At 68.2% G+C, this 13032-nt stretch carries 13 protein-coding genes; 3 read left to right on the plus strand and 10 right to left on the minus strand.

Features of this window, described 5'->3' with window-relative positions; all coding sequences use genetic code 11:
- Positions 1-528: 528 nt before the first annotated feature.
- A complete protein-coding gene (gene tyrS / locus ACFWN2_RS39845) occupies positions 529-1803 on the minus strand; it encodes a tyrosine--tRNA ligase (protein WP_382435756.1) in 1275 nt (424 codons plus the stop codon).
- A gap of 67 nt (positions 1804-1870) precedes the next feature.
- Between tyrS and ACFWN2_RS39850 the strand changes: the two genes are divergently transcribed.
- From ACFWN2_RS39850 to ACFWN2_RS39860, 3 genes are all read left to right on the plus strand, one after another.
- Positions 1871-2326, plus strand: coding sequence for a hypothetical protein (locus ACFWN2_RS39850; RefSeq protein ID WP_382435757.1), 456 nt, complete (start codon positions 1871-1873; stop codon positions 2324-2326).
- A 133-nt stretch (positions 2327-2459) separates the two neighbouring features.
- Positions 2460-3503: a toll/interleukin-1 receptor domain-containing protein gene (locus tag ACFWN2_RS39855; protein WP_382435758.1), complete on the plus strand. Its 1044-nt coding sequence runs from the start codon at positions 2460-2462 to the stop codon at positions 3501-3503.
- A 26-nt stretch (positions 3504-3529) separates the two neighbouring features.
- Positions 3530-5035: a TIR domain-containing protein gene (locus tag ACFWN2_RS39860; RefSeq protein WP_382435759.1), complete on the plus strand. Its 1506-nt coding sequence runs from the start codon at positions 3530-3532 to the stop codon at positions 5033-5035.
- A gap of 12 nt (positions 5036-5047) precedes the next feature.
- Here the strand turns inward: ACFWN2_RS39860 and ACFWN2_RS39865 are convergent, their stop codons facing one another.
- The 9 genes from ACFWN2_RS39865 to argC are packed head-to-tail and all read right to left on the minus strand — an operon-like array spanning position 5048 to position 12933.
- Entirely contained in the window at positions 5048-5650 is a 603-nt protein-coding gene (locus ACFWN2_RS39865) for a DNA-3-methyladenine glycosylase (RefSeq protein ID WP_382435760.1), read from the minus strand.
- Positions 5640-7031 carry an argininosuccinate lyase gene (argH, locus tag ACFWN2_RS39870; protein WP_382435761.1) on the minus strand — a complete coding sequence of 464 codons (1392 nt, stop codon included), beginning with the start codon at positions 7029-7031 and terminating at the stop codon, positions 5640-5642. The genes ACFWN2_RS39865 and argH overlap by 11 nt, the downstream gene beginning before the upstream one ends.
- 29 nt (positions 7032-7060) lie before the next feature.
- Entirely contained in the window at positions 7061-7315 is a 255-nt protein-coding gene (locus tag ACFWN2_RS39875) for an argininosuccinate synthase (RefSeq protein ID WP_382435762.1), read from the minus strand.
- Positions 7316-7319: 4 nt separating this feature from the next.
- Positions 7320-7805, minus strand: a complete 486-nt coding sequence (locus ACFWN2_RS39880; RefSeq protein ID WP_382435763.1) for an arginine repressor — start codon at positions 7803-7805, stop codon at positions 7320-7322.
- Positions 7802-8734, minus strand: a complete 933-nt coding sequence (argF, locus tag ACFWN2_RS39885) for an ornithine carbamoyltransferase (protein WP_382435764.1) — start codon at positions 8732-8734, stop codon at positions 7802-7804. Before argF ends, ACFWN2_RS39880 begins: the two co-directional genes overlap by 4 nt.
- Positions 8731-9864 carry an acetylornithine transaminase gene (locus ACFWN2_RS39890; RefSeq protein WP_382435860.1) on the minus strand — a complete coding sequence of 378 codons (1134 nt, stop codon included), beginning with the start codon at positions 9862-9864 and terminating at the stop codon, positions 8731-8733. Before ACFWN2_RS39890 ends, argF begins: the two co-directional genes overlap by 4 nt.
- 20 nt (positions 9865-9884) lie before the next feature.
- Entirely contained in the window at positions 9885-10754 is an 870-nt protein-coding gene (gene argB / locus ACFWN2_RS39895; RefSeq protein ID WP_382435765.1) for an acetylglutamate kinase, read from the minus strand.
- Entirely contained in the window at positions 10751-11923 is a 1173-nt protein-coding gene (gene argJ, locus ACFWN2_RS39900; protein ID WP_382435766.1) for a bifunctional glutamate N-acetyltransferase/amino-acid acetyltransferase ArgJ, read from the minus strand. Before argJ ends, argB begins: the two co-directional genes overlap by 4 nt.
- Positions 11920-12933 (minus strand): N-acetyl-gamma-glutamyl-phosphate reductase, encoded by a 1014-nt coding sequence (gene argC / locus ACFWN2_RS39905; protein WP_382435767.1) that lies wholly within the window; start codon positions 12931-12933, stop codon positions 11920-11922. Before argC ends, argJ begins: the two co-directional genes overlap by 4 nt.
- Between the last annotated feature and the right edge of the window lie 99 nt (positions 12934-13032).

Raw genomic sequence — 13032 nt, forward strand, 5'->3', positions numbered from 1 at the left:
TCTTGCCTCAAAGGAACTACCTCGACGAGGAGGTAATTCATATATTACTGGCTGTGTTTCGGCACGCTGTTGAGTTCTCAAAGAACACGCGCTCATCATCACGATCCGCCACACGGCGGCTCGATCCGAGGCTGTGTCATACATAAGCTTTTGGTTGAAACTTCCGACGCCCTTGGCCTCTGAGCTCAGACGAGCTACCGGCTGGGTCTTCATCGTTTCGCGGTCACCCACTCTACCACAGTCCGTGGAAGCTTGGTTCGTGACCTGTGTCGCGCTCCGTTCCGGTGTTCCCGGCCCGTTCCTCGCTGACATGGAGAAAGTTACACGCACGCCAACTGAGGGTCAAATCGGGGGCAACCCGGCTTCCTGCGATCCAGAAACCGCAGGTCAGCAGCCCCGTACAGGACCCTCCGACCACGCTATCGCAGGCCAAACCCGTGCACACTGTGACCGCGATCACACGCAGAAAGATCGAAGGCCGCCGGTCCCAGGTGGGATCGGCGGCCTTCGGAGACCTGAACGTGCAGGTCAGACCTCTACGTGCACGCTCGCGTTGTTGCGCTTGCCGCGACGGAGCACCAGCCACTTGCCGTGGAGCAGGTCCGACGGCGCCGGCTTCCACTCCTCGTCGGTCACCTTCGCGTTGTTCACGTAGGCACCGCCCTCGTTGACCGTGCGCCTTGCGGCACCTCGGCTGTCGGCCAGGCCCGACGCGATCAGCAGGTCGACGATCGTGGGCTCGTCCGCCAGGCGCACCTGCCCCTTGGGAGCCTCGGCCAGCGCCGCCTCCAGCACCGGCGCGTCCAGGTCGCGCAGCTCGCCCCTGCCGAACAGCGCCGACGACGCGAGGATGACCTGCTGCGTCGCGCGTTCGCCGTGCACCAGGTCCGTGAACTCCTGCGCGAGACGCTTCTGCGCGGCCCGCTTGTGCGGCTCCTCCGCGGTCTGCTTCTCCAGCTCGTCGAGCTCCTCACGCGTGAGGAACGTGAACAACCGCAGGTAGCGCAGCACGTCGGCGTCACCGACGTTCACGAAGTACTGGTACCAGGCGTACGGCGACGTCATCTCCGGGTCGAGCCACACGTTGCCGCCGCCGGTGGACTTGCCGAACTTCCTGCCCTCGGCGTCGGTGACCAGCGGCGCGGTCAGGGCGTGGACGTGCTTGCCCTCGACGCGGCGGATCAGGTCCACCCCGCCGACGATGTTGCCCCACTGGTCCGAGCCGCCGATCTGCAGCGCGGTGCCGTGCTTGCGGTGCAGCTCCAGGTAGTCGTTGGACTGCAGGAGCAGGTAGCTGAACTCGGTGTACGACATGCCGTCGCCTTCGAGGCGGCGCTTGACCGTCTCCCGCGACAGCATGACGTTGATCGAGAAGTGCTTGCCGACGTCGCGCAGGAACTCGAGCGCGGTGACCTGGCCGGTCCAGTTGAGGTTGTTCTCGACGACGGCGCCCGTGGGCGAGTCGTCGAAGTCGACGAACCGCTCCAGCTGGCCGCGGATGCGACCGGCCCACTCGGCGACGGTGTCCAGCGAGTTCAGCGTGCGCTCACCGGTGTCGCGCGGGTCGCCGATCATGCCCGTCGCACCGCCGGCCAGCACGATCGGCCGGTGGCCCGCCATCTGGAAGCGCTTGAGCATGAGCAGCGGCACCAGGTTGCCGGCGTGCAGCGACGGCGCCGTCGGGTCGAAACCGCAATAGAGGGTGAGCGGGCCGGCGTCCAGGTCCTTCCGGAGTGCGTCGAGGTCGGTGGACGTCGCGATCAGGCCGCGCCAGGCAAGTTCGTCAAGGATGTGCTCGCTCACGCGTCTCATTGTCGCCTACCTGGTCCAACAGGTTTCGACCCGGTCGTGTGACGGGTACGCCGTCGCCATGACGGAGCCACGTGACTCGGAGTTACGCCGGCCGACCGAGCGCTTGCCGCGCGTCCAGGACCCGCGCGTGCAGGAACCGGTCGTCGAAGAGGTCGTCGAGCGAGACGACAGCTACCGCAAGCTGCGGACGGTGCGGACCGTCTGCGCAGTCATCGACATCGTGTGCTGGACGTTCGCCATCGTGCTGTTGGTGCACATCTTCCTGGTGATCGCGGGCGCCAACGCGGGCAACGGGTTCTTCCAGTTCGTCGCCGGTTGGGCGGACGGGATCACCCTCGGCCTGGACGGTCTGTTCACACCGGAGAACGCGTCCGTGGCCACGCTCCTCAACGAGGGCCTCGCAGCTCTCTTGTGGTTGGTCATCGGTGCGTTGCTGACCAACCTGATCACCCGCGTGGCACTGCCTTCCGGACACCGGCGGGCCTGGTACCGCCGGACCACCGCCATCCGCTGACGACACGGCCAGGGTTCCCTGGTCGAGGGAGTGTTCACCGACGAGCGTCGCAGCGGCGGGGCGCTCGTCGGTGGAACGCCGCTGTCCGGCGTCAGGTGGTCCCCCAGGACGTTTCGAGCCGTACATTGGTCCGGTGGCCGAGTACGAGTTCGACGTCGCTCCCTCGTTCGCCGAGCAGGACAGGGATCGGGTGCTGCCGATCGTGCGGCGCCTGGAGGAGCTGGGCGTCGCGGTCTACTACGACGACGACCAGGTCGTCGCGCGGTGGGGTACCGACCTGGTCGAGCACATCGCGGAGACGTTGACGCACAAGGTTCGTTACGTGCTGATGTTCGCGTCACGGAACTACGTCGATCGTGGTCTGGTGCGACACCAACGCCGAACCGCGCAGGCGCGGGCGTTGGTGCAGCAGAACGAGTTCTTGCTCCCCATCCGGATCGACGACACCGAGGTGCCCGGTCTGCTGCCCAGCATCGGGTACCTGGACCTGCGCAAGCACGACAACGAGGTGATCGCGCAGTCCGTCGTGCAGAAGCTCGCTCAGCACCGCGCCGAGTTCACCCCGACGACGCCGATCACGGCCAAGTCGGTGGCGGCGCTGGCTCGGGAGAAGCCGAAGGGGTGGGAGTACCTGCTCTACGCGACCGTTGTGGCGCAAGGACTTGCCGAGTTGCAGCCGAAGTACCGCGAGCACTTCCTGCGCTACTCGCCGCGCAACGGGACCGTCGAGCACGGCAACGGGATCGGGCTCATCCGGGATCGCAACGTGCTGCTGAGCGAGATCATCAAGGTCGCCGTCGAGTCGGTCTTCACGCCGGAGACGCAGGAAGCCGCGTTCGGCAGGGTCGGTGAGGCCGGGGACGCGGACCGGATCGTGCACCTCGGCGAGCTGTTCGTGCGGACGTTCGACGAGATCCTCGAATGGGCGCGGGGCATTCACGGGACCAGCTACGCGGACGACCACGCTCGTGCCGCGGCTCGGGTGCAGGCGCGGTTCGCCGATCGGCAGCTCCAGGCGATGCACGTGGTGGCGCAGGACCTGCGGGCGGTGGCGGACACGCTGGTCGAGCGGTTGACGGCCGGGGAGCAGATCAGCATGACCGTGCCGCTGGTGTTCGAGGTGGAGCCGGCGTTGGAGCTGGAGTTCAAGGCGGCGCTGGACAAGCTCTCACGCTGACGTGCGCGCACGGGCAGAATGACCGGGTGCAGGAGTACGAGTTCGACGTCGCCCTTTCGTTCGCCGACCACGATCGGATGCAGGTACTTCCGATCATGCAACGGCTGGAGGATCTGGGCGTCAGGGTCTACTCCGAAGAAGACAGGCTCGTGGAAGGGTGGGGCCTCGACCTCGTGGACCTTATCGTGGACACCTTGAACCACAAGGTCCGCTACGTGCTGATGTTCATCTCGCGGCACTATGTCGGGCCTGAGTGGTCACGGCGAGAACTCCTTGGTGCGCGGACAAAAGCGTTGGCCGAGCAGAACAAGTACGTGTTGCCGGTCAGGCTCGATGACAGCGAGGTACCCGGCCTCGTGTTGAGCATGGGCTATCTGGATCTGCGCGTGCACAACATCGAACTCATCGCGCAGGCGGTGGTGCAGAAGCTCGCACAGCACCGCTCAGGGTTCACGTCGCCAGTTCTGGTCACGCCGCGGACGGTCGAAGCGCTCGTTAGGGAGAAGCCGAGCGGCTGGGAATACCTGCTTTACACACGGGTGGTACTCGAAGGCATAAGCGAGCTCGAGAACAAGTACCACGAGCACTTCCTCCGATATGCGCCACGCAACGACAGGGTGGAGCACGGCAACGGACTGGACCTGATCAGCGATCGCGGTGTCAGGCTCGACGAGATCATCACGGTCGCCATGGCAAGGGTGTTCGCTCCTGAAGCTCAGCAGATCGCGTTCGGCCCACCGGGCATGGCCGGCAACGCGAGCAGGATCATTCACTTCGGCGAGCTGTTCGTGCAGGTCTTCGACGAGATCCTGAACTGGGCCAGGGACATCCACGGCACGAGTTACGCCGACCCGAACGCCCGCGACGTGGCGTACGTCCAGGCGCGCTTCGCCGACCAGCCTCTGCAGACGATGCGAGGACTCATGGCACGCCTCCGCGACGTCGCGGACACGCTTGTCGAGCGATTCGCCGCAGGCGAGAAGATCGACCTGACCTTGCCCCTGGTGCTGGAGGTCGATCACAGAGTCGAGGAAGAGTTGCGCGACGCCGTCGCCCAGTTGTCGGCCAGCGGCGTTCCAGCAGAACGCGCCCGAGCTTCTGAGTACGAGTTCGACGTCGCGACATCGTTCGCGGGGGAAGACCGCGAGGAAGTTCTGCCCATCGTGCGACGACTGAAGGAACTGCACGTGCGGGTGTTCTACGACGAGGACTTCACCGCCGAGCTGTGGGGTGTGAACCTCGTCGACCACCTTCCGAAGGTCTACGGGCAAAGCGTTCGGTTCGTGCTCCTGTTCGTCTCCAAGAACTACGTTGGTCCCACGAAGAAGTGGACCAAGGTCGAACGCCAGGCGGCGCAGGCTCGCGCTGTCGAACTGACCGAGGAGTACCTGCTGCCGATCCGCCTGGACGACACCGAAGTCCCAGGGCTGTCGTCGTCCGTCGTGTACCTGGATCGTCAGAAGTACTCAGTGGAGGACATCGCACAGACAGTTGTGCGCAAGCTCGCCAAGATTACGGGCGGAGCGAACTGAGCCAACAAGCTCTCACGCTGACGGGCGGCGCTTGCCGCCTCTCTTGTAGGTCGACACGGCAGGAGAGTCGATCCAGAACCGCCACGGCACGTCCATCGCCACGGCGACACCGACGCGCGGGCCGGAACGCACCTCGGAGACTGGATCACCCGCGTACAGGCGCACGGGCGAGACGGCAGACGTCAGGTCGAGGCCGTTGGACGACCGGTCCAGCCCGAGGACCTTGCACAACCGTGCGGGACCCTTGGCCAGTTCCGCGGCGGAACGCGAGGCGGGGCGGCGGGAGAAGGCGACGTCCTCACCCTCGACGACCTCGCCCGCACGCAGGAGAACGGCGCCGGGCACGCCGTCGGTCAGCGACACGACGTTGGCGCAGAAGTGCATGCCGTAGACGAAGTAGACGTAGAGGAAGCCGGCCGGGCCGAACATCACCTCGTTGCGCGGGGTCCTGCCGCGGTAGCAGTGGGACGCCGGGTCGTCGCCGCCCCGGTACGCCTCCACCTCGACGACGCGCACGCGCACGCCGTCGGCCTCCAGGAACGAACCGAGGAGGAGCCGGGACGCATCGACCGGGTCGATGGCCAGCTCCTCCCTGGTCAGAAGCCTAGAACTCACGTGCGGCAGCGGCCTTCGCGACGAGGGCGTCCAACTGCTCGCGGACGCGAGAAGGTGCCGTGCCGCCGTGGGCGTCGCGCGAGGCGATCGAGCCCTCGACGGTCAGCACCGAACGGACCTCGGGTGTGAGAGCGGGCGAGATCGCCTGGAACTCCTCGTCGGTCAGGTCCTCCAGGCCGACGCCGCGCGACTCGGCGGCGCGGACGCACGCGCCGGCGGCCTCGTGGGCCACGCGGAACGGAACTCCCTGGCGCACCAGCCATTCCGCGATGTCGGTGGCGAGGGTGAAGCCGGCCGGGGCGAGTGACGCCATCCGCGCGACGTCGAACTTCAGCGTGGCCACCATGCCGGCGAAGGCGGGCAACAACAGCTCCAGCTGCCCGACCGAGTCGAACAGCGGTTCCTTGTCCTCCTGCAGGTCGCGGTTGTACGCCAGCGGCTGGGCCTTCAGCGTCGCGAGCAGGCCCGCGAGGTTGCCGATCAGGCGGCCCGACTTGCCGCGCGCCAGTTCGGCCACGTCCGGGTTCTTCTTCTGCGGCATGATCGAGCTGCCGGTGGACCAGGCGTCGTCGAGGACCGCGAAGCGGAACTCGGCGGTGGTCCAGATGATGATCTCCTCGGCCACGCGGGAGAGGTTCACGCTGACCATGGCCAGCACGAACGCGATCTCGGCCGCGAAGTCGCGGGAGGCGGTGCCGTCGATCGAGTTCTCGACGGGGGCGTAGAAGCCCAGGTCCGCGGCCACCTTCGCCGGGTCCAGGCCCAGCGAGGAACCGGCCAGGGCGCCGGAGCCGTACGGGGAGTAGCCGGCGCGCTTGTCCCAGTCGTGCAGGCGGTCGACGTCGCGCAGCAACGCGTGGGCGTGCGCCAGCAGGTGGTGCGAGAGCAGCACGGGCTGGGCGGACTGCAGGTGCGTGCGGCCCGGCATGACGGCACCGAAGTGCGTGGAGGACTGCTCGGCCAGCGCGTCGACGACGTCGAGCACTCCGGCGGCGACGCGGCGGGCGGCGTCGCGCAGCCACATGCGGAACAGCGTGGCGACCTGGTCGTTGCGGGAACGGCCTGCGCGCAGCTTGCCGCCCAGTTCGGTGCCGGCGCGGTCGATCAGACCCCGCTCCAGCGCCGTGTGAACGTCCTCGTCCTCCAGCACCGGGGTGAACGCGCCGGACTCGACGTCGGCGAGCAGTTCGTCCAGCGCCTTCTGCATGCCGGCGAGCTCGTCGTCGGTCAGCAACCCGGCGGCGTGCAGCACACGGGCGTGCGCGCGCGAACCGGCGATGTCGTACGGCGCCAGCACCCAGTCGAAGTGCGTCGACAACGACAGCCGTGCCATCGCCTCGGCCGGTCCCGACTCGAACCGGCCACCCCACAAAGAACTCATTGCAGTGCAACTTTCATTTCGGCTAACTCTCAGCTAGCGAAGTCGTAGAGCGATTCTTCCGAACGGGCCACCAGCCCGACCACGCGCCCCTCGTACAGTGCGACGTCCACCTCGCCGGAACCCGACGGCAAGGCCATCCGCGCGACCCGCACCGCGACCGTGCCCAGGCTGGACCTGATCACGCCGGCGCGGAAGTTGAGCTCGCGGACGGCCTCGGCGACGGAGACGGTCTCGCCGTCCACCGCCACGACCACGCCCGCGTCGAACGTCAGAACGGCGTGCACGGGCTCATTCATCGACGTCGCCCGACGCGAGCGCGGTGATCCGCTCGGCGAGCTCGGCGCCGGTCATCGGTTCGCGGGCGACGACCAGGATCGTGTCGTCCCCCGCGATCGTGCCGACGACCTCGTGCAACGCCGCCCGGTCCAGGGCGGAGGCCAGGAACTGCGCGGCGCCGGGAGGGGTCCGCAGCACCGCGAGGTTGCCGGAGAAGTCCGTCGACACCAGCAGTTCGCCGAGCACGCGGACCAGGCGCGTGGTGCCGCCCTGGACTCCGCGCACGGGACTGCCGTCCTCCGGGATCACGTAGACCGGCGCACCGCCGTCAGGACCGCGCAGCTTGACCGCGCCGAGCTCGTCGAGGTCGCGCGACAGCGTGGCCTGCGTGACGTCGATCCCTTCCGCGGCAAGCAGTTTCGCGAGCTCGGACTGGCTGCGCACGGCTTGGTGCGCGACCATCTCGACGATGCGGCCCTGACGGGCGGTGCGGGTCATGCCGACTGCTCCAGCAACCACACGAGGAGCGCCTTCTGCGCGTGCAGCCTGTTCTCCGCTTCCTGCCACACGAGCGACTGCGGGCCGTCGAGCACGTCGTCGGTGATCTCCCAGCCGCGGTGCGCCGGCAGGCAGTGCAGCACCGTCGAGTCCGGCTTCCCGGTGGCCCCCAGCAACGACGCGTTCACCTGGTACGGCCGGAACGGGCCGACGCGGTCCTTGCCGTCGTTCTCCTGCCCCATCGACGTCCACGTGTCGGTGACCAGCACGTCCGAGCCGTCGACCGACTCCTGCGGGTCGCTGATCAACGCCACCGAACCACCGGTCTCGGCGGCGCGCTTCTTGGCGTCCTCCAGGAACTGCGGGTTCGGCAGGTAGCCGGCGGGCGCGCCGATGCGCACGTGCATGCCGGCCGTGGCACCGCCGAGCATCAACGAGTGCGCCATGTTGTTGGCGCCGTCGCCCAGGTACGTGAGCGTCAGTCCGGCCAGCTTGCCGTAACGGCGGCGGATCGTCTGCAGGTCCGCGAGCACCTGGCACGGGTGGAACTCGTCGGTCAGCGCGTTCACGACCGGAACGCGCGACACGGAGGCCATCGCCTGCATGCGGGCCTGGGCGAACGTCCGCCACACCACCGCGTCGACGTACCCGGACAGGATGCGCGAGGTGTCCTCGATCGTCTCCTCGCGGCCCAGCTGCATCGACCGGCCGTCGATGATCACCGGGTTGCCGCCGAGCTGAGCGATGCCGACCTCGAACGAGAGCCGGGTGCGCGTGGAGTTCTTCTCGAAGATCACGGCGACGGACTTGGGGCCCGCCAGCGGCTTCGCGGTGAAGCGGTCCGCCTTGTAGGCGTCGGCGAGGTCGAGGACGGCCGCCTGCTCCTCGGTGGACAGGTCGTCGTCGCGAAGGAAGTGCCTCAGGCTCACTGCGTCTCCTCGAAGAAGGTGGGGAGCGCGGCGACGAAGGCCTGCGCGTCGGACTCTTCCAGAACCAGGGGCGGGGCGAGCCGCAGCACGTCGGGCTGGATCGGGTTGATCAGGTAACCGGCCTTCTGCGCAGCTGCCGCGGCCTTCGCCGAGACCGCCTCGCGCAGCGTGATGCCGAGCAGCAGACCGGCTCCCCGCACTCCGGAGATCGCGGGGTGGTGCAACGCCTCCACCCCCGCGGCGATCTCCTTGCCCACGGACGAGGCGTGCTCCAGCAGGCCTTCCGAGGCGATCGTGTCGAGCACCGCGAGACCGGCCGCGCAGCACACCGGGTTGCCGCCGTACGTCGTGCCGTGGTGGCCGGGCTTGAACAGCTCCGCCGCCGCGCCGAAGCCGATCGTGGCGCCGAGCGGCAGGCCGCCGCCGATGCCCTTGGCCAGCGTCATGACGTCCGGCACGATCCCGGCCTGCTGGAACGCGAACCACGTGCCGGTGCGGCCGACGCCGGTCTGCACCTCGTCGAGGATCAGCAGCGCGCCGTGCTCGGAGGTGATCCGGCGGGCCTCCTGCAGGTAGCCGGCGGGCGGCACGATGACGCCCTGCTCGCCCTGGATGGGCTCGACGATGAACGCCGCGGTCTCGTCGTCGATCGCCGCTTCCAGTGCTGCCACGTCACCGAACGGGATGTGCGAGACACCGGGCACGAGAGGTTCGAACGGCGCGCGCTTCGGCTCCTGGCCGGTCAGCGTCAACGCGCCCATCGTGCGGCCGTGGAACCCGCCGATCGTGGAGACGATCCTGGTGCGGCCGGTGAGGCGCGCCATCTTGAGCGCCGCCTCGTTGGCCTCGGCGCCGGAGTTGCAGAAGAAGACCTTGCCGGGCTCCCCCGCGAGGTCCAGCAGGCGTTCGGCGAGCTTCAGCGCGGGCTCGTTGACGTACAGGTTGCCCGTGTGGCCGAGCTTCGCGATCTGCGTGGACACCGCCTCGACGATCGCCGGGTGCGCGTGGCCGAGGGCGTTGACCGCGAGACCGGTCAGCAGGTCGACGTACCGGTTGCCGTCCGCGTCCCAGACGTGCGCGCCCTCACCGCGTTCGAGCTGCAGCGACGGTGTGCCGTAGTTGTCCATCATGGACTGTTGCCACCGCGTGGTCACTTGTCCCCCAAGACCATCGTTCCGACACCTTCAGTGGTGAAGACTTCGAGTAGAACGCTGTGGGCCAGCCGGCCGTCGATCACGTGCGCCTGCGGGACACCGCCGCGCACCGCGCGCAGGCAGGCCTCCATCTTCGGCACCATGCCGCTCTCCAGGTCCGGCAGGATCTTCTCCAGGTCGGAGGCGCGGATCTGGTTCAGCAACGACGAGCGGTCCGGCCAGTTCGCGTACAGGCCCTCGACGTCCGTGAGCACCACGAGCTTCTCGGCGCCGAGAGCGACCGCGAGAGCGCCGGCCGCCGTGTCCGCGTTCACGTTGTGCGGCACGCCGTGGATGTCCGGCGCGACCGACGACACGACCGGGATGCGGCCCGCGCGCACGATGTCGAGCACCGCGTCCGGGTTGACCTCGGTGATGTCGCCGACGAGACCGATGTCGACCTCCTCGCCGTCCACGATCGCGCCGCGGCGGGTGGCCGTGAACAAGTGCGCGTCCTCGCCGGAGATGCCCACGGCGTAAGGACCGTGCTGGTTGATCAGGCCGACGAGCTCACGCCCGACCTGTCCGACCAGGACCATCCGCACGACGTCCATGGCCTCGGGCGTCGTGACGCGCAGGCCGCCGCGGAACTCGCTGTGGATGCCGAGCCGGTCCAGCATGGACTTGATCTGCGGGCCGCCGCCGTGCACGACGACCGGGCGCAGGCCGCACAGCCGCAGGAACACCATGTCCTCGGCGAACGCCTTCTTCAGCTCGTCGTCGATCATGGCGTTGCCGCCGTACTTCACGACGACGAGCGCGCCGCGGAAACGCTCCAGCCACGGCAGTGCTTCGACGAGGACTGCCGCCTTCTCCTGTGCGTTCATGAGGAATACGCGCTGTTCTCTTCGACGTAGTCGTGCGACAGGTCCGTGGTCAGCACGGTGGCTTCGGCCTCACCGACGTTGAGGTCGATGACGATCTCGATGTCACGGCCCGAGAGGTCGGCCTCGGAACGGTCGCGGTCGCGAGTTCCGTTGCGGTACAACGAGACGCCGTTGATGATGATCTGCAGGACGTCCGGGTCGATCTCGGCGTCCGCGCGGCCGAGCGCCATCGCGATGCGGCCCCAGTTCGGGTCGCTGCCGAACAACGCGGTCTTCACCAGGTTGTCCTCGGCGACGGTCCGTCCGATGTGGACCGCCTCGGCCTCGGTGGCGGCCTGCTTCACGGTGATGCTGATCTCCTTGGTCACGCCCTCGGCGTCACCCTGGAGCTGCTTGACGAGGTCACCCGCGACCTCGGTCAGCAGAGCCACGAAGTCGTCGAACGACGGCTCGACACCGGAGGCGCCGGAGGCCAGCACGAGCACGGTGTCATTGGTGGACGTGCCTCCGTCGACGTCGAGCCGGTCGAACGTGCGGGACGTCGCGAGGCGCAGTGCCTTGTCCAGCTGGTCGCCGGAGATCTTGGCGTCGGTCGTGATGACCGACAGCATCGTGGCCATGTTCGGGGCGAGCATGCCCGCGCCCTTCACGAACCCGCCGGCGGACCAGCCCTGCTCGGAGGCCTTCCACGACTGCTTGGGGCGGCTGTCCGTGGTCATCACGCCGGTCGCGGCGTTGAGCCCGGCCTCGATCGACGAGTCCAGCTCCTTCGCGACGTTCTCGACGCCGGTGAGGATCTTGTCCATCGGCAGGCGCTCGCCGATCAGGCCGGTCGAGCAGACCGCGACGTCGACCGCGCCGGTGCCGAGCACCTCGGCGACCTTCTCCGCGGTGGCGTGCGTGTCCTGGAAGCCCTCGGGACCGGTGCACGCGTTGGCGCCACCGGAGTTGAGCACGACCGCGGTCAGTCGCCGGGACTGGATCACCTGCTGCGACCACAACACCGGCGCGGCCTTCACCTTGTTCGTGGTGAAGACGCCCGCGGCGGAGTCGGACGGGCCGTCGTTGACGACGAGGGTGAGGTCCAGCGCGCCGGATTCCTTGATCCCGGCGGCGATCCCGGCTGCCCGGAAGCCCTGGGGTCCGGTGACGCCCTTGTTGCGGTTCACGGAGCGACTCCAACGGTCGAGAGGCCGGTCGTTTCCGGCAGTCCGAGAGCGAGGTTCATGCACTGGACAGCGGCACCGGCGGTGCCCTTGGCCAGGTTGTCGACGGCGGCCACGACCACGAGCCGGTTCAGGTCCGGGTCGACGGTGACTTGCAGCTGGACGGCGTTCGAACCGAGCACGGCGTTCGTCGTCGGCCAGAGACCTTCGGGCAGCAGGTGCACGAACGGCTCGTCCGCGTACGCCTTCTCGTAGGCCTCGCGAACGTTTGCGCCGTCCTTCAACGTCGCCGTGCAGGTCGCGAGGATGCCCCTGGACATCGGCGCGAGCACCGGCGTGAAGCTGACCTTGATCGGCCGGCCCGCCGCCGCCGTGAGGTTCTGGGTGATCTCGGGCGTGTGCCGGTGCGCGCCACCGACGCCGTACGCGCTGGCGGAGCCCATCACCTCGGAGCCGAGCAGGTTCGTCTTCAGCGACTTGCCGGCGCCGGACGTGCCCGACACGGCGACGATGACGACCTCGTCCTCGATGAGGTCCACGGCCGGTGCGAGCGCCAGAGAAGAGACCGTCGGGTAGCAGCCGGGCACGGCCACGCGGCGGGCGCCCACGAGCGCGTCCCGCCCGTTGGGAAGTTCGGGAAGCCCGTACGGCCAGGTGCCGGCGTGCTCTCCGCCGTACCACCGCGTCCAGTCGTCGGCGCTGGTCAGCCGGTGGTCGGCGCCGCAGTCGATCACGACGGTGTCGTCGCCGAGTTGCTCGGCGAGCGCGGCTGAGTGACCGTGGGGAAGTGCGAGGAACACCACGTCGTGGCCCTTGAGGGTCTCGACTGTGGTGTCTTGTAGTTCCCGGTCGGCGAGCGGCAGGAGGTGCGGCTGGTGCTTGAGCAGCTTGTCACCGGCGCTGCTGTTGGCCGTCAGCGCGCCGATCTCGATGTCCGGATGGCCCAGTAGCAGGCGGAGCAGCTCGCCACCCGCGTACCCGCTGGCGCCCGCGACCGCGATCCTCACTGTCATGCGCATGATTATGCACGGTCATGCAAACTCACTCAACAGTGAACGTGGCCACCTGGCCACCCGATCGGGGCCACCTGGCGCTGTGGACGGGTGACCGGC

It is taken from the genome of Lentzea sp. NPDC058436 (assembly GCF_042721515.1).
Lineage (GTDB): Bacteria > Actinomycetota > Actinomycetes > Mycobacteriales > Pseudonocardiaceae > Lentzea.

What these genes read in the sequence shown, in the direction of transcription:
- ACFWN2_RS39850 (WP_382435757.1), top strand. Translation starts at nt 1,871, where the DNA reads ATGACGGAGCCACGTGACTCGGAGTTACGCCGGCCGACCGAGCGCTTG.
- argB (WP_382435765.1), bottom strand. Translation starts at nt 10,754, where the DNA reads ATGAACGCACAGGAGAAGGCGGCAGTCCTCGTCGAAGCACTGCCGTGG.
- ACFWN2_RS39880 (WP_382435763.1), bottom strand. Translation starts at nt 7,805, where the DNA reads ATGACCCGCACCGCCCGTCAGGGCCGCATCGTCGAGATGGTCGCGCAC.
- argH (WP_382435761.1), bottom strand. Translation starts at nt 7,031, where the DNA reads ATGAGTTCTTTGTGGGGTGGCCGGTTCGAGTCGGGACCGGCCGAGGCG.
- ACFWN2_RS39890 (WP_382435860.1), bottom strand. Translation starts at nt 9,864, where the DNA reads ATGATGGACAACTACGGCACACCGTCGCTGCAGCTCGAACGCGGTGAG.
- argC (WP_382435767.1), bottom strand. Translation starts at nt 12,933, where the DNA reads ATGACAGTGAGGATCGCGGTCGCGGGCGCCAGCGGGTACGCGGGTGGC.